General features: G+C 72.6%; 16 protein-coding genes. 3 read left to right on the forward strand and 13 right to left on the reverse strand.

From position 1 onward, the window contains the following. Positions 1-68: 68 nt before the first annotated feature. The 4 genes from EW117_RS05320 to EW117_RS05335 form a co-directional block, all read right to left on the reverse strand. A complete protein-coding gene (locus EW117_RS05320) occupies positions 69-674 on the reverse strand; it encodes a response regulator transcription factor (protein WP_129784455.1) in 606 nt (201 codons plus the stop codon). After that, the gene (locus tag EW117_RS05325; protein WP_165362498.1) at positions 671-1,804 is read right to left on the reverse strand and encodes a sensor histidine kinase; all 1,134 of its coding nucleotides are present in this window, start codon (positions 1,802-1,804) and stop codon (positions 671-673) included. The genes EW117_RS05320 and EW117_RS05325 overlap by 4 nt, the downstream gene beginning before the upstream one ends. 83 nt (positions 1,805-1,887) lie before the next feature. Next, positions 1,888-2,667 carry an ABC transporter permease gene (locus EW117_RS05330; protein WP_129784459.1) on the reverse strand — a complete coding sequence of 260 codons (780 nt, stop codon included), beginning with the start codon at positions 2,665-2,667 and terminating at the stop codon, positions 1,888-1,890. After that, the gene (locus EW117_RS05335) at positions 2,664-3,407 is read right to left on the reverse strand and encodes an ABC transporter ATP-binding protein (protein WP_129784461.1); all 744 of its coding nucleotides are present in this window, start codon (positions 3,405-3,407) and stop codon (positions 2,664-2,666) included. The genes EW117_RS05330 and EW117_RS05335 overlap by 4 nt, the downstream gene beginning before the upstream one ends. 188 nt (positions 3,408-3,595) lie before the next feature. On the opposite strand from EW117_RS05335, the gene EW117_RS05340 reads away from it, so the two are divergent. Further along, positions 3,596-5,446, forward strand: coding sequence for a serine/threonine-protein kinase (locus tag EW117_RS05340; protein WP_129784463.1), 1,851 nt, complete (start codon positions 3,596-3,598; stop codon positions 5,444-5,446). Between the two features lie 14 nt (positions 5,447-5,460). Here the strand turns inward: EW117_RS05340 and EW117_RS05345 are convergent, their stop codons facing one another. Continuing rightward, complete coding sequence (locus tag EW117_RS05345; RefSeq protein WP_129784465.1) at positions 5,461-6,768, reverse strand: hypothetical protein; 1,308 nt, start codon at positions 6,766-6,768, stop codon at positions 5,461-5,463. A gap of 254 nt (positions 6,769-7,022) precedes the next feature. Between EW117_RS05345 and EW117_RS05350 the strand changes: the two genes are divergently transcribed. Beyond that, positions 7,023-8,306 (forward strand): helix-turn-helix domain-containing protein, encoded by a 1,284-nt coding sequence (locus EW117_RS05350; RefSeq protein WP_129784467.1) that lies wholly within the window; start codon positions 7,023-7,025, stop codon positions 8,304-8,306. A gap of 55 nt (positions 8,307-8,361) precedes the next feature. Here EW117_RS05350 and amaB read toward each other — a convergent pair whose 3' ends face one another. The 7 genes from amaB to EW117_RS05385 all read right to left on the reverse strand — a co-directional run bounded on the left by amaB (position 8,362) and on the right by EW117_RS05385 (position 15,786). Next, positions 8,362-9,894, reverse strand: a complete 1,533-nt coding sequence (gene amaB, locus EW117_RS05355; RefSeq protein WP_129784469.1) for an L-piperidine-6-carboxylate dehydrogenase — start codon at positions 9,892-9,894, stop codon at positions 8,362-8,364. Then, positions 9,891-11,294, reverse strand: coding sequence for a 2-oxoadipate dioxygenase/decarboxylase (gene hglS, locus EW117_RS05360; protein ID WP_129784471.1), 1,404 nt, complete (start codon positions 11,292-11,294; stop codon positions 9,891-9,893). The genes amaB and hglS overlap by 4 nt, the downstream gene beginning before the upstream one ends. 14 nt (positions 11,295-11,308) lie before the next feature. After that, the gene (locus tag EW117_RS05365; protein WP_129784473.1) at positions 11,309-12,526 is read right to left on the reverse strand and encodes an NAD(P)/FAD-dependent oxidoreductase; all 1,218 of its coding nucleotides are present in this window, start codon (positions 12,524-12,526) and stop codon (positions 11,309-11,311) included. 137 nt (positions 12,527-12,663) lie between these two features. Further along, positions 12,664-13,065 (reverse strand): Fur family transcriptional regulator, encoded by a 402-nt coding sequence (locus tag EW117_RS05370; RefSeq protein ID WP_129784475.1) that lies wholly within the window; start codon positions 13,063-13,065, stop codon positions 12,664-12,666. Then, positions 13,065-14,000: a metal ABC transporter permease gene (locus EW117_RS05375; protein WP_129784477.1), complete on the reverse strand. Its 936-nt coding sequence runs from the start codon at positions 13,998-14,000 to the stop codon at positions 13,065-13,067. The genes EW117_RS05370 and EW117_RS05375 overlap by 1 nt, the downstream gene beginning before the upstream one ends. After that, on the reverse strand, positions 13,997-14,818 hold the full coding sequence (locus EW117_RS05380; RefSeq protein WP_207211760.1) for a metal ABC transporter ATP-binding protein: 822 nt from the start codon (positions 14,816-14,818) through the stop codon (positions 13,997-13,999). The genes EW117_RS05375 and EW117_RS05380 overlap by 4 nt, the downstream gene beginning before the upstream one ends. Then, positions 14,815-15,786, reverse strand: coding sequence for a metal ABC transporter substrate-binding protein (locus EW117_RS05385; RefSeq protein ID WP_129784479.1), 972 nt, complete (start codon positions 15,784-15,786; stop codon positions 14,815-14,817). Before EW117_RS05385 ends, EW117_RS05380 begins: the two co-directional genes overlap by 4 nt. A 146-nt stretch (positions 15,787-15,932) precedes the next feature. On the opposite strand from EW117_RS05385, the gene EW117_RS05390 reads away from it, so the two are divergent. Beyond that, positions 15,933-17,339 carry a glycine--tRNA ligase gene (locus tag EW117_RS05390; RefSeq protein WP_207211761.1) on the forward strand — a complete coding sequence of 469 codons (1,407 nt, stop codon included), beginning with the start codon at positions 15,933-15,935 and terminating at the stop codon, positions 17,337-17,339. Positions 17,340-17,343: 4 nt separating this feature from the next. On the opposite strand, the gene EW117_RS30755 is transcribed toward EW117_RS05390, so the two are convergent. Further along, positions 17,344-17,718, reverse strand: coding sequence for a helix-turn-helix domain-containing protein (locus EW117_RS30755; RefSeq protein ID WP_165362500.1), 375 nt, complete (start codon positions 17,716-17,718; stop codon positions 17,344-17,346). Positions 17,719-17,741: the final 23 nt, after the last annotated feature.

Below are 17,741 nucleotides of genomic sequence, written 5' to 3' on the forward strand. Positions count from 1 at the left end.
GGCGCGAGCTTTGCGCCTGAAACGGGCAGGAAGTCGCAACGATCGCGCTCACAACAAAGGGGTCTGCTTCACAGCCAGCCGTTGTCCCGTGCGATGCGCACCGCCTCGGCCCGCGTCCGGCCCCCGGTCTTGCCCATGGCGGCGGACAGGTAGTTCCGCACTGTGCCCTCCGAGAGGTGGGCCTCTCCGGCGACCTGCGCCACGGTCCCGCCGTCCGCCGCCAGGGTCAGCACCCGCGTCTCCTGCTCGGTGAGCGGGCTGTCCCCCACGGTCAGGGACGCGACCGCCAGGTCCGGGTCCACGACCCGCAGGCCGGAGTGCACGCGCCGCACGGCGTCGGCGAGCTGTTCGGCGGGTGTGTCCTTGACGACGAACCCGCTCGCGCCCACGTCCAGCGCGCGCCGGAGGTAGCCCGGCCGCCCGAACGTGGTCACGATCAGGGACCGGCACGACGGCGCTCCCGCCCGCAGGGCGGCCGCGGCGGCGATCCCGTCCAGGCCCGGCATCTCGACATCGAGCAGGGCGACGTCGGCCTGCGCCGCCAGCGCGGCGGACACCACCTCGTCGCCGCGCCCCACCTGCGCGACGACCTCGAGATCGCGCTCCAGGTCGAGCAGCGCGGCGAGCGCGCCGCGGACCAGTGCCTGGTCGTCGGCCAGCAGCAGCCGGATCATGCGCGTTCCTCCCCGCCCCGCTGGGCGGCCTCGTCGTCGGGCACGCGGACCGCGAGGCGGAGGCCGCCCAGCGGGCTCGGCCCGGTCTGCACGACCAGGCCGACGGCCCGGGCGCGCTCGGCCAGTCCGCGCAGGCCGTTCCCGCCGCCGCCCGACGACGCCGGCTCGCCCTGGTGGATGCCGCGCCCGTCGTCGTCGATCACCAGGGCGTCCGACGTCAGTGTCACCGCCGCGCGGCGCGCGGCGGCGTGCCGGAGCACGTTGGTGGTGCCCTCGCGCAGCGCCCAGGCGAAGACCGCACGGTGCTCCTCGGCCACCTCGTCCACCGCGCCGGGCAGGTCCGCGGCGATCCCGGCGACGTCGAACGCCGACCGGGCCGCCGCGAGCTCGCCCGCCAGGGTGACCTGACGCTCGCCCGCCACCATGCCGCGCATGTCCGCGAGCGTCGAGCGGACGAGCGTCTGGATCTCGGCGACCTCGTTCCTCGCCCGCCCGGCCTCGGGCGTGGGTTCGGCTGCGCCGTCGTGCTCCGGGTCGCTGTGCAGCAGGCGGCCCGCGAGCTCGGCCTTCACGGAGACGACGGTCAGGGAGTGCCCCAGGATGTCGTGCATGTCGCGGGCGATCCGGTCGCGCTCCTGGGCGGCGGCGAGCGCGGCGACCTCCTCCTGGGTCCTGTGCAGCGCGCGGTTGCGCTCGGTCGCCTGGCGGAAGCCGAACATGGCCAGGCTCGCGAGCGCGGCGGTCAGCACCAGGCTGTCCGTGGGCTGCCAGCCGGGCACGACGCGGGGCAGCACCAGCAGCACGAGCACGAGCGCCGCGACCGTGACGAGACCGGCCCGCACGGACGCGACGATCATCGCTGTGACACAGGCGAACACCAGGCCGGCCAGTCCGGACTGCCCGGCGGCGAGGACGATCAGCGCGACACAGACGAGCTCGCCGGCGACCAGGAGCACGGCCGTGCGCGGCGTCGGCGTCCTGCCCGCCCAGTAGCGGACCAGCGACCAGGCGAACAGGGTGGCGAGCGCCGCCACGCCGCCGACCCCGATCACCCGCGACGTGACGGTCGGGGCGGCGAGGACGTCCCCCAGCGGATCAGCGAGAAAGACCATCCAGATCGCGGCGAGCACCGGACCGACCCAAGCTCGCCTTGATGCCCGCTTCCCGGCTTGCCCGCCCGAGGGTCCCTGTCGCATCGTCACGCGGCCCATCTTCACATCCGTGCCGTGTCCCTGCGGAAGCGCCAGACCGCTCCCGCGACGAAGATCGCCGCCCAGGCGACGGCGTTGACCACGGCCACCTGGGGGACGCCACCCCCGGCCAGCGGAGCACGGACGAGCTCGGCGACGCCGTAGGTGGGCACCAGCGGCGCGATGCCGGCGAACCAGCTGTCGGCGCTGACCGGGACGATCAGGCCGCCCGCGAAGGACAGGAGCAGCACGATCGGGGAGAGCACCTGGACCAGGTTCCCCGCGGGCAGCAGGTAGCCCATGAACAGGCCGAACGCCGCGAAGACGAACGAGCCGCAGACAGCGATCAGCCCGCAGGCGATCCACGTGGCCAGCGGCATCTCGGCACCGCCGTACCGCCCCACGACGAAGGTGAGCACCACGGCGACCGCACCGAGCGTCATCGAGGCGAGGACCTTGACCAGCACGTAGGACCAGGGGCTCAGCGGCGTCACGCGCAGCTGCCGCGTCCAGCCCTGGGCGCGTTCAGCGGCCACGCCCGCCGCACCGGAGGTCACGACGGTCAGCGCCCCGTACAGCGCCATGGACACCATGACGTAGGCGAGGGCATTCGTTCCCGTGCCGGCGGTGATGTCCTGGTAGGCGGCCGAGCTCCGGAAGATCAGGAAGAACAGGGGCGGCAGCAGGAACGTCAGGAGCATGGAGCGGCGATCCCGCAGCAGGCGGTTCAGCTCCAGCCCGAGGTAGGTGCGGATGGCGCCCGCCTGGCCGGTCGTGGGGGTGGTGCTGGTGGTGCTGGTCATCGTGCGGCCCTCTCGTCGGTGGTGAGGGCGACGAACGCGTCCTCCAGGTTGTCGGTCGAGGCGAGGGCCATGACCTCGGCGGCGGCGCCGTCGGCGACGATCCGGCCGTGGCTGACCAGGACGAGCCGGTCCGCGTAGGTGCTGGCCTCGTCCAGGTAGTGCGTGGCGAAGACGACGGTGCGCCCCGCCGCGGCGTCGTTGCGGATCGCGCCCCAGAACTCGCGGCGGCCCGCCACGTCCATGCCGGTGGTGGGCTCGTCGAGCAGGAGGAGGTCGGGCTCGGCGACCAGGGCCATCGCGAAGCGCAGGCGCTGCTGCTGGCCGCCGGAGAGCTTGCCGACCCGGCGACCCGCGAGCTCGGCGATCCCGGCGCGCTCCAGGAACGGGCGGGCGGGGCGAGTGCGCCCGAACAGGGCGGCGGTGAGCTCGACGGTCTCGCGCACGGTGAGGTCGCGCAGGAGCCCGCCGGTCTGCAGGACCGCGGCGACCTGGCCGTCGGCGACGGCCCCGGCCGGCTCCTTCCCGAACACCCGGACGATGCCCGAAGTGGGCTCGGCCAGGCCGAGCATCATGTCGATGGTGGTGGTCTTGCCCGCGCCGTTCGGGCCGAGGAAGGCGACGACCTCGCCGGTCCGGATCACCAGGTCGAGCCCGTCGACCGCGCGGACGGCGCCGCCGGGGCCGCGGAACTCCTTGACGAGGCCCCTCGCTTCGAGAGCGGGGCTGCTTGTTGATGTCATGCCTCCACCCTGCTGTGCAGGCGCGCGCGGGACCGCTGCCAGGCGTCACGAGGTCGGCATGACATTCGTCATCTCGCCCCGGCGGCAGGACCACCGGGCCGAATGAGGGACGGTGCGATCGCGTTCGGACCAGTTCCGATACGCTGCCTTTCGCCGTCCGGGGGAGCGCGCCGATCAGCCTTGCCCGGGTGAGCACACCCGACCCGAGGGAGCTTCCCGTGCTGTCCGATGTGGCGCGACATGTCCGCGCACCTGAGATCGCCCCACCCCGCGCCGGTGACCCGCCCGAGCTCGGCGGTTACGAGATCCGCGGCCGGCTGGGCCAGGGCGGCATGGGCATGGTGTACCTCGGAGCCACCCGGAGCGGCCGCCCGCTCGCGATCAAGGTCATCCACCCGCAACGCACCGACGAGCGCGAGTTCCGGGCCCGCTTCCGCCGCGAGGTCTCGGCCGCGACGAGGGTACGCAACCGCCATACGGCGGCCGTCGTAGACTTCGACGTCGACGCTCCGATGCCCTGGCTGGCCACCGAGTACGTGCCCGGGCCCACGCTGGCGCAGGCCATCGCCGAGCTGGGGAGCCTGCCCGAGGCGGCGGTCCGCGAGCTCGTCACCGGCCTCGCAGAGGCCCTCGACGTGATCCACCGCGAAGGCCTCGTCCACCGCGACGTCAAGCCCGCCAACGTGCTGCTCGGCCCCGACGGGCCGGTGCTGATCGACATGGGCATCGTCTCCGACTCGGAGGCCACGTCGTTGACCACCACGGGCATGCAGCCGGGGACGCCGCAGTTCATGTCTCCCGAGCAGGCCCGCGGCGAGCCCGTCACCACCGCTTCCGACGTCTGGTCGCTCGGCGCCGTCGCCCACCTCGCGGCGGGTGGGACACCGCCGTTCGGCACGGGCAGCCTCGCGACGCTCACCTACCGGATCGTGCACGAGCAGCCCGACATCGACGCCGTGCCGCCCGGCCTGCGTCAGCTGGTCGGCGCCTGCCTGGCCAAGGACCCGGCCGCGCGTCCGACGACGTCGGCGGTGCTCGCGTCGCTCGTCGGCCCGCCGCACGTCGAGCCCGTCGGCACGGGCCTCGTGGGCCCCGGCATACCCGACGAGGACACGGTGCTGCGCACCGGGACGTCGTCGTCCGCCGCGCCGACCGTGCCCGACCAGCCGGGGGCGCCGCCGCCGGGCCGGACGCGGCGCAGGGTCCTGACCGGCCTGGTCGCCGCGGGTCTGGTGCTGGCCGGCGGCGGAGGCGCGGCTGCGGTCGTGCACTTCCTGTCTCCGGACGACACGCCTGCCGTCGTGGAGACGCCTCAGGCCGAGGCATCGCCATCGGCCGAGCCGTCCCGCGAACCCAGCCCCAGCCCTAGCTCGAAGAAGCCGAAGCCGAAGCCGTCGGCGACACCCGAGACCTCTCCGGTCGCCCCGCCCGCCGACACCACACCCGAGCAGGAGAAGGCGGCCCCGGCTCAGTTCCAGCCGGGCACCGTGGTGATCCCGGCGCAGGTCCAGGTAGGCCAGGAGATCGTCGCGGAGGCAACCGGCTGGTCACCCGAGCCGGCGGCCACCACGTGCCTGTGGAGCATCGGCGGCGAGGAGCGGGACAACCTCGGGTCGTGCGCCTACACCGTCGCCCTCGACGACGTGGGCAAGGCCGTACAGGTCAGGCTCACCGCCGCCCGGTCCGGGTACGCCGAGGCGGAGGCGCTCTCCAACGCCACCGACACGGTGCCGCAGCCGTCGGTGCCGCAGCCGAGCTGCAAGATCTACCTGAGCCCGGGCAAGGTGAACGCCGGCTGGTTCGCCCATTGCGGGGTCGAGGAGGACCCGAACGTCACCTACACGTGGGCCTGGTTCGACATCGACAACAACGAGACCATCACCTGGTCGGACTACAAGCCCGGTCCGCGCTTCTGGATCGGCGGCGGCCGGGCCGGTCACGACGTGCGAGTGACAGTGACGGCGGAGCGGGAGGGTTACCGGACCGCCGAGCTGAACACCACGTTCACCCTGCCTGCCGAGTGGGTCCCGGCCGAGTAGCCGCCTGGCGGGGCTCAGTCGGGCGGCAGGACCCGGCCCATGATCGTCGATGCCATCACGAGTCCCGGCTCGTCCCTGCCCGCCGCCGGCTCGCGGTCGCGCAGGAGCGCCGCGCCGTCCCGCGCCCAGTCGAACCCCGGCCGGCCCGACGCCGCCCGGTACAGCTCGTCCAGGTGGTCGGGGTGGCGCTCGGCGAGCAGGGCCAGCACCCACGACGGGACATCCGGATCGGCCAGGACCTGCGCCAGCCGCTGCGGCTTCCACGGCGTCAGCGGAGCGGTGTGCACCTCCCGGAGCTGCCCGTACCAGTCGAGCAGGCGCAGCCCCTTGACCGGATGGTGCACCAGGGCGAACGCCGCGTCGTCGGGGTCCGCGGCGTCGTCGGGCAGCCAGCGCTCGTCGCGGAGCGACGGCAGCAGCGCGAACTCCTCCGCCGGGGCCCCGATCCGGTCCTTGAACCGCAGGTAGCAGTCCATGACGTGCATTGCGGTGCCCTCCACCAGCACGTCCCCGAAAAGGTCGCGGAAAGCCCGGTGGTGGTCCGCGACGAGCTCGCGGGCGCGGGCCAGCGTGCGCGGGTTGCGGTAGGCCGGACACGGCGCCGACGCCAGCAGACCGACCACACCGCGCACGACCTCGACGATGGAGTCCGGTGAGAAGACCATCGGGGTGTCCGCGAAGATCCACGCGGCGCCGACCGGCAGGATCCGCCCCGAGAGCGGCAGGCCCGGGGCCAGCGCGACCGACCGGATCCCGGAGCGCCCCGTGAAGACCCGGTACTCGAGATCGTCCTCGAGGTTGTGCAGCACGGCGTGCTCGTCCACCAGGTCGGTCACGATGAAGTAGCCCAGCACGCCGCCGTCGGCCCACTGCTCGAGCAGCGCGCGCTCGGCGCCGTCCACGACCAGACCGGCCGGGGAGGTACCGTCGTCGGCGCCCGGGGGCGGGTGTGCGTGCCCGCCGGCCACCCGGGGTACTGGTCCGGGTGGTGCGGCGGACGAGGTGCCGAGGATCCGGTGCACCAAGGAGCCGCCCGTGCCGTGGGGGCCCGAGTGCACGAGCATGTCGACGGCGCCGTCCAGCGTCATCGAGTCGCGCACGCCCGGATCGACGGTGTCGGCGTCGAGATCGAGCACCTGCGAGCCGATGTACTCGACCTGGCGCCGGACGGCGTCGGCGTTGGCAGGCCGCAGCGCGTGCTCGACCAGGCGGCTCTCCAGCCGCGTGGCGAGGGCGAGGCGCTCGCCGAGGGTCAGCCGGCCGAGGGGGTCGGCGACGGGGTCGGCCGCGGCCGGAGAGATCGCGTGACGTGTCCAAGTCATGGGTCCATGGTTCGCGATCAACAGCCATTGACAACCCCTGGTCCGCTGGATCTGTGGATAACCGATGCCCGAGCTGGACCGGCGGCCAGGGCGATCTTCAGCAAAGGTTGAAGTAGATCTTCTCCGTAAAGAGCACAAACGGCCCAACGTAGGCGAAGATCAGCCTTGCACGACAACGGCGGCCAAGCTCCGATCACTTTCCCCGGCCGCCCCGGCCCCACGCACCTGTTCCGACGGAAAGGGATCTACCCACCATGGCATCGGAGAAGCGCCCCCGACGCGTTCCTGCGGTCATCGCCGATACGCGCCGAAACCCGGGGTTCGCCCTGGGTGCCTTCGGGCTCTCGGCCTGGGCCTACATCGGCATGTCCCACACCATCGCCGCCTATGAGGGGCCTGAGCTCGGCTACGCGCTCGGTGTCGCCTACGAGGCGCTGGTGATCGGTCTCGCCTGGGAGGGACGACGCCGAGCCGACCGGGCGCTCGAGACCGGCCGGCAGCCCGCCGGGCACGGGCGCTGGCTCGGCGGTGCGATAGTGGTCGGTGTCCTGTCCGGCGCTCTCGCCGCGTGGCACGGCTGGCTGCTCGGTGAGGGCATCTTCGCGGCCTCGCGCGCCGTCGCCCCGGTCCTGGCGGCGGTAGCGGTGCACCTGTTCTTCCAGTCGGCCTCCAGTGCGCGCGAGCTCGACCGGCAGGCAAAGATCCACACGGACCGCGAGACGGCCGTGCTGGACATGCTCGACGCGGTGCGGCTGGCGCAGATCGCTCCCGAGGGCGAGCGCGCGGCACGTATCGCCGACGTGAACGCCGCGGTGACGCGGGTCCACCGCCACGTCCCCGCCGCCGTCACCGCGGAGGTGACCCGCCCACATCTGGAGTCCGAAAGAACCATCCGTGACGTAGTCCAGGCGGCAGCCACGTTGGCCGGCGAGTGGATGCCGGACGAGAACAGGCCCAATCCCGCAAAGCTGAACGCCCTCCTGCCCGGCATCGTCCTGCCGGATGCTGCCCTGCCGGGTGTCGAGCTGCCCGGTGTCGACCTGCCGGGTGTCGCCCAGCCGTCCGACACCGCTCAGTCCGACAACGAGCGGGCCCACACCGAGCGGACGAGCGACCCGGCCCGCGCTGCCGACACCGTCGACCGGCCCGACGACCGCCTGTCCCGGGCTGCACAAGCCGACAACGACATGGTCGAGCTCATTCACACCGGCAGCGTCGAGCGAGTGCACCTCGAGGACAAGTACGCGCCCGCGAGGCCGGCGGCGGACCTGAACCCGCCGGCCTCGGCCACGGTCACGGACTGGGGCGCGCTCTCCGAGAAGGCGCCGACGCCGGCGGTCGCCGACCCGGCGCGGCCGCTCACCACGCAGCAGATCAGCGAGATCCGCGTGCTCCGGTGGGAGCAGAACCTCAGCGTGGAGGAGGTCGCGGCGCGGCTCGGGGTCTCCGTCAGCTCGGTGAGCAGGTACGCCCCGAGCAGCGACGTCCCGACCACCGCGACCGGTTCCATGGCGGTGGTCCCGGCCGGCCTTTCCTGACGTCCCGCGAAGGGTTCCGCGAAGTAGAGCGGAACCCTTCGCCGGAGGTCGCCGGTCAGCCGAAGTTGACGCCCTGGGCCAGCGGCAGCTCGGTCGAGTAGTTCACCGTGTTCGTCGCGCGGCGCATGTACTGCTTCCAGGCGTCCGAGCCGGACTCGCGCCCGCCGCCCGTCGACTTCTCGCCGCCGAATGCGCCACCGATCTCCGCGCCGGAGGTGCCGATGTTGACGTTCACGATGCCGCAGTCCGAGCCCACCTCGGACAGGAACGTCTCGGCCTCACGCACGTCCAGCGTGAAGATCGACGACGACAGGCCCTGCGGCACGTCGTTGTGGATCGCGATCGCCTCGGGCAGCTCCGAGTAGGACAGCACGTACAGGATCGGCGCGAACGTCTCGCGCTTGACGACGTCGGCCTGCCCCGGCATGCGCACGATCGCCGGCTGGACGTAGGCGGCGTCCTCGGCGCCCGGCACGGTGACCGAGGCACCGCCCACGACAAGCTCGCCGCCCGCGGCCACGGCCTCGTCGATCGCGACGAGCATGTGCTCGCGCGCGACGACGTCGACCAGCGGGCCGACCAGCGTGCCGTCGGTACGCGGGTCCCCGACCGGCAGGCCGGTGTAGACCTTCGCGAGCCGCGCGACGACGTCGTCCACGATGGACTCGTGCACGATCAGGCGGCGCAGCGACGTGCAGCGCTGCCCCGCCGTGCCCGCGGCGGAGAACACCGCGCCGCGCACCGCGAGGTCGAGGTCCGCGGACGGCGCCACGATCGCCGCGTTGTTGCCGCCCAGCTCCAGCAGGTACCGGCCACCGCGCGCGGCGACGACGGGCGCGACCTGCTGTCCCATCCGCTCGGACCCGGTCGCCGAGACGAGCGCCACCCGCGGGTCCGCGACGAGCGCCTCGCCGGCCTCGCGGTCCCCGAGGAGAAGCTGCGAGACGCCCGCCGGGAACCCGGCCTCGGCCAGCGCCCGGTCGAGCAGCGCGGCGGCGCCGACGGCGGACAGCAGCGTCTTCTCGCTCGGCTTCCACACCACGGTGTCGCCGCAGACGAGCGCGACCGCCGTGTTCCAGGACCACACGGCCACCGGGAAGTTGAACGCGCTGATCACGCCGACGACGCCCATCGGGTGCCACGTCTCCATGAGGCGGTGGCCCGGGCGCTCCGACGGCATGGTGCGCCCGCCGACCTGCCGCGACAGCCCGACGGCGAAGTCGCAGATGTCGATCATCTCCTGGACCTCGCCCAGGGCCTCGCTGGTGATCTTGCCCGCCTCGATCGTGACGAGCTCGGCCAGGTCGGCCTTGTGCTCGGTGAGCAGCTCGCCCAGGCGCTTGATGACCTGGCCGCGCACGGGGGCGGGCACGGAGCGCCACGTCGTGAAGGCGTCGGCGGCCCGCCCGACGACGGTGGCCGCCTCCGCGGCGCCGTCGCGGCGGAGCTCCAGCAGCGTCTGCCCGGACAGCGGCGACACGACGGGCAGACCAGTTCCGGAGGGCACGGTGGCGCCCAGCCGCTCCAGGGCGGCGAGGGCGGCGTCCCGCAGCTCGGTCGTCAGCGGGGTGATGGTCGTGGTGCTCATCGCAGTGCTCCTGTGGTGGTGGTGAGGGTGGCCGGATCGACGCCGAGGGTCTCGGCGGCGCCGGTGAGCGACCTGGCCACCTGGTCGGCGTACAGGTCGAAGGGGTCGAACAGAGCGCGGCCGAGGGCGCCCGCCATCCAGTCGGCGTCCCGGTCGGTGCCCTCCTGGCTGGCGTCCTTCGCGCCGTCCGAGGTCAGGTTGGACTGGAAGATGCCGGCCGCGGACCGGGGCAGGAAGTCCTCGTAGACGACGGGCTCGCGGCGCACTCCGCCGGTTCCGCCCGGGTCCACCTCGTAGGTGAACCAGCCCAGACCCTGGTCGGCGAGCGCCGCCTCGGTGGTCGGGAACGTCTTCTGCCAGACGCCCCGGGCGAGCTCCTGGCGCTGGGCCTCGTTGAAGCCAGAGTCGTCGGCGCGGGCAGCGGCGGCGGCCTCGTCGATCTCGATCACCGCGGAGTCGTAGGCGGCGCGACCCTCGCGGGTCAGCGCGATGCCGCGGGCCTCGACCTCGCCGAACCGCACGCGCAGGGAGTCGCTGACGATCTCGCCGTCGGCGGTGCGGAAGGTGCGCGGTTCGGCGAGCGCGCGGAACGACGTCTGGCGGAGCAGCACGTCGGGGCCTTCCCAGCGCGGCGGGCCCTGGATCGCGTCGATCATCGTGATGCCGCGAGCCTCCATGCGGGCGTACAGGTCGTCGATGTCGAGCACGCGGGGCGTGAGGTGGTTGATGTGCGTGGACGCGATGCCGCCGATGTCGGCCGCGACGGCGCTGACGCCCTCCAGCTCTCGGTACCAGGCCTGGTCCACGGGTTCGCGGGACAGCTCGAACGCCTCGGTCGCCAGGCGCAGGAACTCCGCCGCCTGGTCCTCGGGGAGGCCGCCCTCGGCCTCGGCCCGGTCGGCGAGGGCGAGCAGCTCGGGGCCGAACAGCGTGCGGGCGGCGAGGAAGCTCTCCAGGCGCCGTTCGAGGTCCGCGGTGAAGAACCGGCGGTCGGCCGGAACGAGCATCGACGTGAAGACCCGGAACGGGTTGCGCGCCAGCTCCGCGCGCTCGATGGGACGGAACGCCGTCGAGATGACGGGGACCGAGCTGGACGAGGCGTCACGCAGGTCGTAGAACCCGACGGGGTGCATGCCCATCGCGCCGAAGATCCGCGCGACCTGCGACATCTCGGTCGGTGTGCCGACCCGGATCGCGCCGTGCCGCTCCGCGGTGACGCGCGCGATGGAGCCGAGCCGTTCGGCGTCCGCCCCGTGCTGCGCCACGAAGTCGGCGTTGACCTCGTGCGACACGTCCAGCAGCGTCGTGTAGGCGGGCACCTCCTTGCCGTACATGTCCGAGAGGCTGCGTGCGAACGCGGCCCTCAGCTGCCAGGGCTCGAGGAACGTCGGTGCCGGCATCGGTCTCTCCTGTCTCAGATGATGTTCGACTCGGGGCCTCGTCGCCCCGAGCTCGTGGTGGTCGTCTTCGCGCCGGGCCCGGCGAACCGGTCGGCACTGAACCCGGACACGTCGATCCGGGGTGTGCGGCCCGCGTACAGGTCGCGCACGACCTCGCCGACGGCGGGCGCCTGCAGGAACCCGTGCCCGGAGAAGCCGGCGGCGTACAGCACGCGGCCGGGTACGTCCGTCGCCTCGCCGATGAGGGCGTTGTGGTCGGGCGTCATCTCGTAGAGCCCTGCCCAGCCGCGCGCGACCGGCACGTCGACCAGGCCAGGGGCGCAGGCGCCGATCGCATCGCGCAGCAGCGGCAGCCACCCCGGGTCGTAGGTGCGCTCGAACGCGATCGGGGTCGCGGGGTCGGCGATGCCGAGCAGCAGGCCGCCGGGCTCGGCGTTGTGGAAGTAGAAGGTGGTGCCGTAGTCGATGGTGAACGGGATGCGCGGCGGCGCGGGGTCCAGCGGCGGGGTGAAGCCGATCTGCCGCCGGTACGGGTCGACGGGCAGGTCCAGCCCCGCCTTGGTGGCCAGGTCCCGGGTCCACGCCCCGGTGCACAGCACGACGGCGCCCGTGCGCACCCGCCCCTGGCTGGTCCAGACGGCGACGACCTGGTCGCCCCGGGTCTCGACGTCGGACACCGTGACGTGCGTGCGGACGCGTCCGCCGTACCGCTCGACGCCGTCCGCATACCCCTCGACGACGGCGAGCGGGTGGGCGAACCCGTCGCGCGCGGCGTAGGCGGCACCGGCGTAGCGGTCGGCGTCGACATACGGGTTGAGGCGGCGGACGGCGTCCCGGCCGAGCATGCGGCTCGCCACGCCGCGCTCGTTCTGCATGGCCACCGACTCCTCGAACAGGGCGACGTCGGCGGCGTGGGGCAGGAGGAACAGGTAGCCCGGCTGCTGCAGCCCGATGTCCGCGCCCGGGCGGTTGGCGAAGTCCTCGTACAGCTCCAGGCTGCGGTTGCCGAGGTCGACGTTCGCCGGGTCGGAGAACTGCGCGCGCACTCCCCCGATGGGCTTGCCCGAGCTGCCCGAGGCGAGCTCGTCGGCCTCCAGGAGCAGCACGTCGACGCCGTCCTCGGCGAGGTGGAACGCGACGGACGCGCCGAGCGCGCCGCCGCCGACCACCACCACCTCAGCCAGCGCGGGGAGCGGTCCCCGCCGGTCCGCGGGGTGCCGTGCTGAGGTCATGCACGCATCCTGCCACGCGCTCCGGCGGATGTGGGCACTCGCCGGAACTCTTCCTGCGCAACGACTGAACCCAAGGCGAAACCCCCGCTCCCCCGGCCCATCCCGCCGAAGTAGAACCCTGGCGAGGTAGGACTGTTCTACCTCGCGGCGGCGGCGCGGCAGTCCGCGCAGGTGCCCCACAGCTCGATCGTGTGCTCGATGTCGTCGAAGCCCTGGGCCGCGGCCACCTTCGAGGCCCACGCCTCGACGGTGGGGCCATCGATCTCGACGGTCCGGCCGCACTGCCGGCACACCAGGTGGTGGTGGTGCTCGCGCCGCGCACACCGGCGGTAGAGGCTCTCGCCGTCCTCGGCGCGCAGCACGTCGACCTCGCTCGCGTCCGCGAGCGCCTGCAGCGCCCGGTAGACGGTGGCGAGGCCGACGGACTCGCCGCGGGCGCGGAGGGTCTCGTGCAGCTGCTGGGCCGAGCGGAAGTCGGCGAGCTCGTCGAGGGCCTCGACGACGGCTGTCCGCTGGCGGGTCATTCGTGCTGCGGCCATCAGCGGCACTCCTTTGCGGCGGCCGCCGCACGTTCTGTTGCGGCGGCAGGCAGGTCGACGTCGTCGGGCAGGTCGGGATGCGGGTCGTGGGTGGGGCGCCGTCGGGTCAGGAGCGGTGCCACCAGGGACACCACCGCGTAGACCGCGATGGCGAGCACAACGATAGTCGCGCCGGGCGACACGTTGTACCAGTAGGTGATGGTGAGCCCGGACACGCAGACGACGACGCCGACGACGCACGCCGTCAGCATGGTGCGCCCGAAGGCGTGCGTGACCTGCTGGGCCACGGCCACGGGCACGATCATCAGCGCGCTGACCAGGAGCAGGCCGACGACGCGCATGGCGACCGTGACCGTGAGCGCCGACACGACGGCGACGACGATGTTCAGCGCCCAGACGGGCAGCCCGGACGCGATGGCGAACTCTTCGTCGTGGCTCGCCGAGAACAGCGCGTGTCGCAGGCCGACGCCGATCGCCAGGACCACGAGCGAGAGCACGACGGTGAGCCAGAGGTCGGCGTCGGACACGGTGGAGATCGAGCCGAACAGGTACTGCATGAGGTTCCCGGAGGATCCGCCGGCGATCCCGATGAGCAGGACGCCGCCGGCGATGCCGCCGTAGAACATGATCGCGAGGGCCAGATCGCCGGAGGTGCGGCCCCGGCGTCGGACGACCTCGATGAGGACCGAGCCGATCACCGCGGCGATCACCGCACCGGGGACGGCGAGGGCGTCGTCGGTGGTCAGCCCCATGCCCGCGCCGACGAGCCAGCCGAGGGCGACGCCGGTCAGGGCGACGTGCCCGATCCCGTCGCCGAGCAGGGAGAGCTTTCGCTGCACCAGGTAGGTACCGACGACGGGCGCGGTCACGCCCACCAGCAGCGCGGCGATGAGCGCCCGCTGCATGAACGGGTCGGTCAGCATGAGCATGATCATGGGCGCACCTCCAGGTCGAGGGCCCGGTTATCGGCGGTGTCGAGGGCGTTGTCGTCGGCATGCGGGTGCTGGTGCCGGTGCCCCGCCCGGTCGTGGTCCTGCCGGGCGCGCGGCGGGACGCCGTCGTGCACGACCTTGCCGTGCCGCAGCACGACGGCACGGGAGACGAGGGGTTCGAGCTCGCCGAGCTCGTGCAGCACGACGAGCACGGTGAGGCCGCCGTCGACCAGCCGCCGCATGGTGGCCGCGAACGCCTCCTGGCTGGCCATGTCGACGCCGGCGACGGGCTCGTCGAGGACGAGGAGGTCCGGCTCGCGGACCAGGGCGCGCGCGATGAGGATGCGCTGCTGCTGCCCGCCCGACAGGTGGTGCACCGGGTCGCGTACGCGGTCGGCGAGTCCCACCTGTTCGAGGGCTGCGTGGACCCGGTCGCGCCAGCCGCGCGGCAGGCGGAGCCGGCGGCCGTGCAGCAGGCCGGAGGCGACGACCTCCTGCACGGTCGACGGGATGCCGCCGCCCGCGCCGGCGCGCTGCGGCACGTAACCGATGCGGCTCCAGTCGACCGCCGCGCGCCGGCCGGCCCCGAGGGGCTCGCCGAGCAGCCGGACGGCGCCCTCCGACGGCGCGTTGATGCCGACGAGCGCCCGCACCAGGGTGGACTTGCCGGAGCCGTTCGCGCCGAGCAGGGCGACGACCTCGCCGGGAAGGACCGTCAGGTCGATGCCGCGCAGGATGTGGCTCGCGCCCGCACGAAAGTGCAGGCCGCGGGCCTCGATGACGGGTTCGCGCGTCTCGGTCACCTGCTTAGTGTCCGTCATTCGCAGACCAGGCCCTCCTCCAGCGCCGCGAGGTTGGCCTGCATCACGGAGACGTAGTCGTCGCCCGCGGCCGTGGCCTCCTCGGACAGACCCTCCAGCGGGTCGAGCACGGCGGTGTCGACGCCCAGGTCAGAGGCGAGGGTCTCGGTGACCTTGGGGCTCACGAGCGTCTCGGAGTACAGGGTCTTGACGCCGCGCTCCTCCACCAGGTCGCCGATCTCGCGCAGACGCGCCGGGGACGGCTCCACCTCGGGGTCGAGCTCCGTGATGCCCACCTGCTCCAGCGCGTAGCGGTCCGCGAGGTAGCCGAAGGCCGTATGGCTGGTCACCAGCGTGGCGCCCTGGCAGGCCGCGAGGCCGTCCGCCATCTCCTGGTCCAGCTCGTCGAGCCGCTGGCCGAGGCGCAGGGCCCCGGCGGCGTACTCGTCGGCGTGCTCGGGGTCGGTCGCGGCCAGCTCGTCGGCGACTGCCTGCCCGACGGCGGCGAGCCGGCTCGGGTCCAGCCAGAAGTGGGGGTCGGTGGCGCCGTGCTCGTCGGCATGCTCGGCGTGCTCCTCCTCGGTCTCCCCCTCGTGCCCTTCCTCTTCCGCGTGCTCCACGAGCTCGGCCGCGTCGGCGGCGTCGACCACGTGCTCGGGGGCGCGGGCCTCGACGGCCTCGTCGACGGCGTTCTGGAAGCCCGACAGGTAGACGACCAGGTCGGCCGTGCCGACCTCCCGGACCTGCGCCGGGGAGAGCTCGAGGTCGTGCGGCTCGGCGGCCGGCGGCGTGAGATTGTCCACCGTGACCAGGTCGCCACCGATCTGCTGGGCGACGTACTGGAGCGGGTAGAACGACGCGAGCACCGTGACGCCGTCGGACTCCCCGGCCGTGCCGGTCGTTCCCTGAGCAGAGCAGCCGGCGAGGGTCGCCGTGCCGGCGAGAACGAGGCTGGTCAGGGCAGCGCCGACGGCGCGAGTCGATGTCATGAGAACGATTCTCACGCTTGTTGAGAACCGATGTCAAAGATCTGCTGCGAGAGGTCGGTCACGGGCTTATTCGCGCGGGCCTCAACCTGCCCGGACGGTAGGCTGGGCGGACATTGTTTCCCACCTGTTCCCCTGGAGAGACCCTCGTGTCCGACAAGTCAGTGCGCTCTGCGCAGACCGCCAAGCTCGACGCCGTCGTCTCGCTCGCCAAGCGACGAGGTTTCGTCTTCCCGTCGGGTGAGATCTACGGCGGAACGCGTTCTGCGTGGGACTACGGCCCGCTCGGTGTGGAGCTCAAGGAGAACATCAAGCGCCAGTGGTGGCGTGCGATGGTCACGAGCCGCGACGACATCGTCGGCCTCGACTCGTCGGTCATCCTGCCCCGCCAGGTGTGGGTGGCGTCCGGCCACGTCGGCGTGTTCACCGACCCGCTCACCGAGTGCCTCTCGTGCCACAAGCGGTTCCGCGAGGACCAGATGCTCGAGGAGTTCGAGGAGAAGAAGGGCCGCCCGCCCGAGGGCGGCCTCGCCGAGATCGCCTGCTCCAACTGCGGCACCCGCGGCCAGTGGACCGAGCCCCGCGACTTCAACATGATGCTGAAGACGTACCTCGGCCCGGTGGAGGACGAGTCCGGCTTGCACTACCTGCGCCCCGAGACCGCGCAGGGCATCTTCGTGAACTTCGCCAACGTCGCCGCGGCGGCGCGGAAGAAGCCGCCGTTCGGCATCGGCCAGATCGGCAAGTCGTTCCGCAACGAGATCACGCCGGGCAACTTCATCTTCCGCACGCGCGAGTTCGAGCAGATGGAGATGGAGTTCTTCGTCAAGCCCGGCGAGGACGAGGAGTGGCACCAGTACTGGATCGACAACCGCACCGACTGGTACACGGACCTCGGCATCTCTGCCGACAACCTGCGCCAGTACGAGCACCCCAAGGACAAGCTGTCGCACTACTCGACCCGCACCGTGGACATCGAGTACCGCTTCGGCTTCCAGGGCAGCGAGTGGGGCGAGCTCGAGGGCATCGCGAACCGTACGGACTTCGACCTGAAGACCCACACGGAGAGCTCGGGCAAGGACCTCGCGTACCGCGACCCGGTGACGAACGAGAAGTACTACCCGTACGTCATCGAGCCCGCCGCGGGCCTGACCCGGTCGCTCATGGCCTTCCTCGTCGAGGCGTACGCCGAGGACGAGGCGCCGAACACCAAGGGCGGCGTCGACAAGCGCACCGTCCTGCGGCTCGACCCGCGCCTGGCCCCGGTCAAGGCCGCGGTGCTCCCGCTGTCCAAGACGGCGGACCTCCTCCCGGCGTCCGAGAAGCTGGCCGCCGAGCTGCGCAAGTACTGGAACGTCGACTACGACGTGACGCAGGCGATCGGCAAGCGCTACCGCCGCCAGGACGAGATCGGCACGCCGTTCTGCATCACCGTCGACTTCGACACGCTCGACGACCAGGCGGTCACCATCCGGCACCGCGACACCATGCAGCAGGAGCGCGTGGCGCTGGACAAGGTGGTCGGTTACCTGGCCGGTCACCTCGTCGGGGCCTGAGCCGTCAGCCGGCCGCGTCCTGCTCCTGCTCCCGGAGCAGGCGCAGGACGCGGGGCGAAAGCGGATCCGGTCGCGGCGCAGCTTCTCGGCGAGCCAGTCCGTCGAACGCTCGGTGTTGGCGACGGCGATCTGCGGGTCGCCCGCCTTCACCGGTGCACCGAGGAGCGCTGCCGCCGCAAGCCCCTCGATCCGGAAGTCCAGCTCCGGCAGGTCCTCGATCTGCTCGACGGCGAAGTAGACCCGGCTCCAGCTCCACCTGGAGCTGCTTGCCGAGCGCCGCGAGGATGGCCTCCAGCGATCCGAGGCTCGGCGTCCGCACCCCCGCCTCGAGCTGCGAGATCGACGCCCGGGACCGGTCGACGCGCCGCGCGAGTACCAACCATCCCAGGCATTGTGGAACAC

Origin of the sequence: Promicromonospora panici (assembly GCF_900608595.1) — a bacterium.
GTDB classification, from domain to species: domain Bacteria; phylum Actinomycetota; class Actinomycetes; order Actinomycetales; family Cellulomonadaceae; genus Promicromonospora; species Promicromonospora panici.

Coding starts and splice junctions, on each gene's coding strand:
- amaB (WP_129784469.1), bottom strand. CDS start 9,894: ATGAGCACCACGACCATCACCCCGCTGACGACCGAGCTGCGGGACGCC.
- EW117_RS05335 (WP_129784461.1), bottom strand. CDS start 3,407: ATGACATCAACAAGCAGCCCCGCTCTCGAAGCGAGGGGCCTCGTCAAG.
- EW117_RS05385 (WP_129784479.1), bottom strand. CDS start 15,786: ATGACATCGACTCGCGCCGTCGGCGCTGCCCTGACCAGCCTCGTTCTC.
- EW117_RS05350 (WP_129784467.1), top strand. CDS start 7,023: ATGGCATCGGAGAAGCGCCCCCGACGCGTTCCTGCGGTCATCGCCGAT.
- hglS (WP_129784471.1), bottom strand. CDS start 11,294: ATGCCGGCACCGACGTTCCTCGAGCCCTGGCAGCTGAGGGCCGCGTTC.
- EW117_RS05380 (WP_207211760.1), bottom strand. CDS start 14,818: ATGACGGACACTAAGCAGGTGACCGAGACGCGCGAACCCGTCATCGAG.
- EW117_RS05320 (WP_129784455.1), bottom strand. CDS start 674: ATGATCCGGCTGCTGCTGGCCGACGACCAGGCACTGGTCCGCGGCGCG.
- EW117_RS05330 (WP_129784459.1), bottom strand. CDS start 2,667: ATGACCAGCACCACCAGCACCACCCCCACGACCGGCCAGGCGGGCGCC.
- EW117_RS05365 (WP_129784473.1), bottom strand. CDS start 12,526: ATGACCTCAGCACGGCACCCCGCGGACCGGCGGGGACCGCTCCCCGCG.
- EW117_RS05370 (WP_129784475.1), bottom strand. CDS start 13,065: ATGGCCGCAGCACGAATGACCCGCCAGCGGACAGCCGTCGTCGAGGCC.
- EW117_RS05345 (WP_129784465.1), bottom strand. CDS start 6,768: ATGACTTGGACACGTCACGCGATCTCTCCGGCCGCGGCCGACCCCGTC.
- EW117_RS05375 (WP_129784477.1), bottom strand. CDS start 14,000: ATGATCATGCTCATGCTGACCGACCCGTTCATGCAGCGGGCGCTCATC.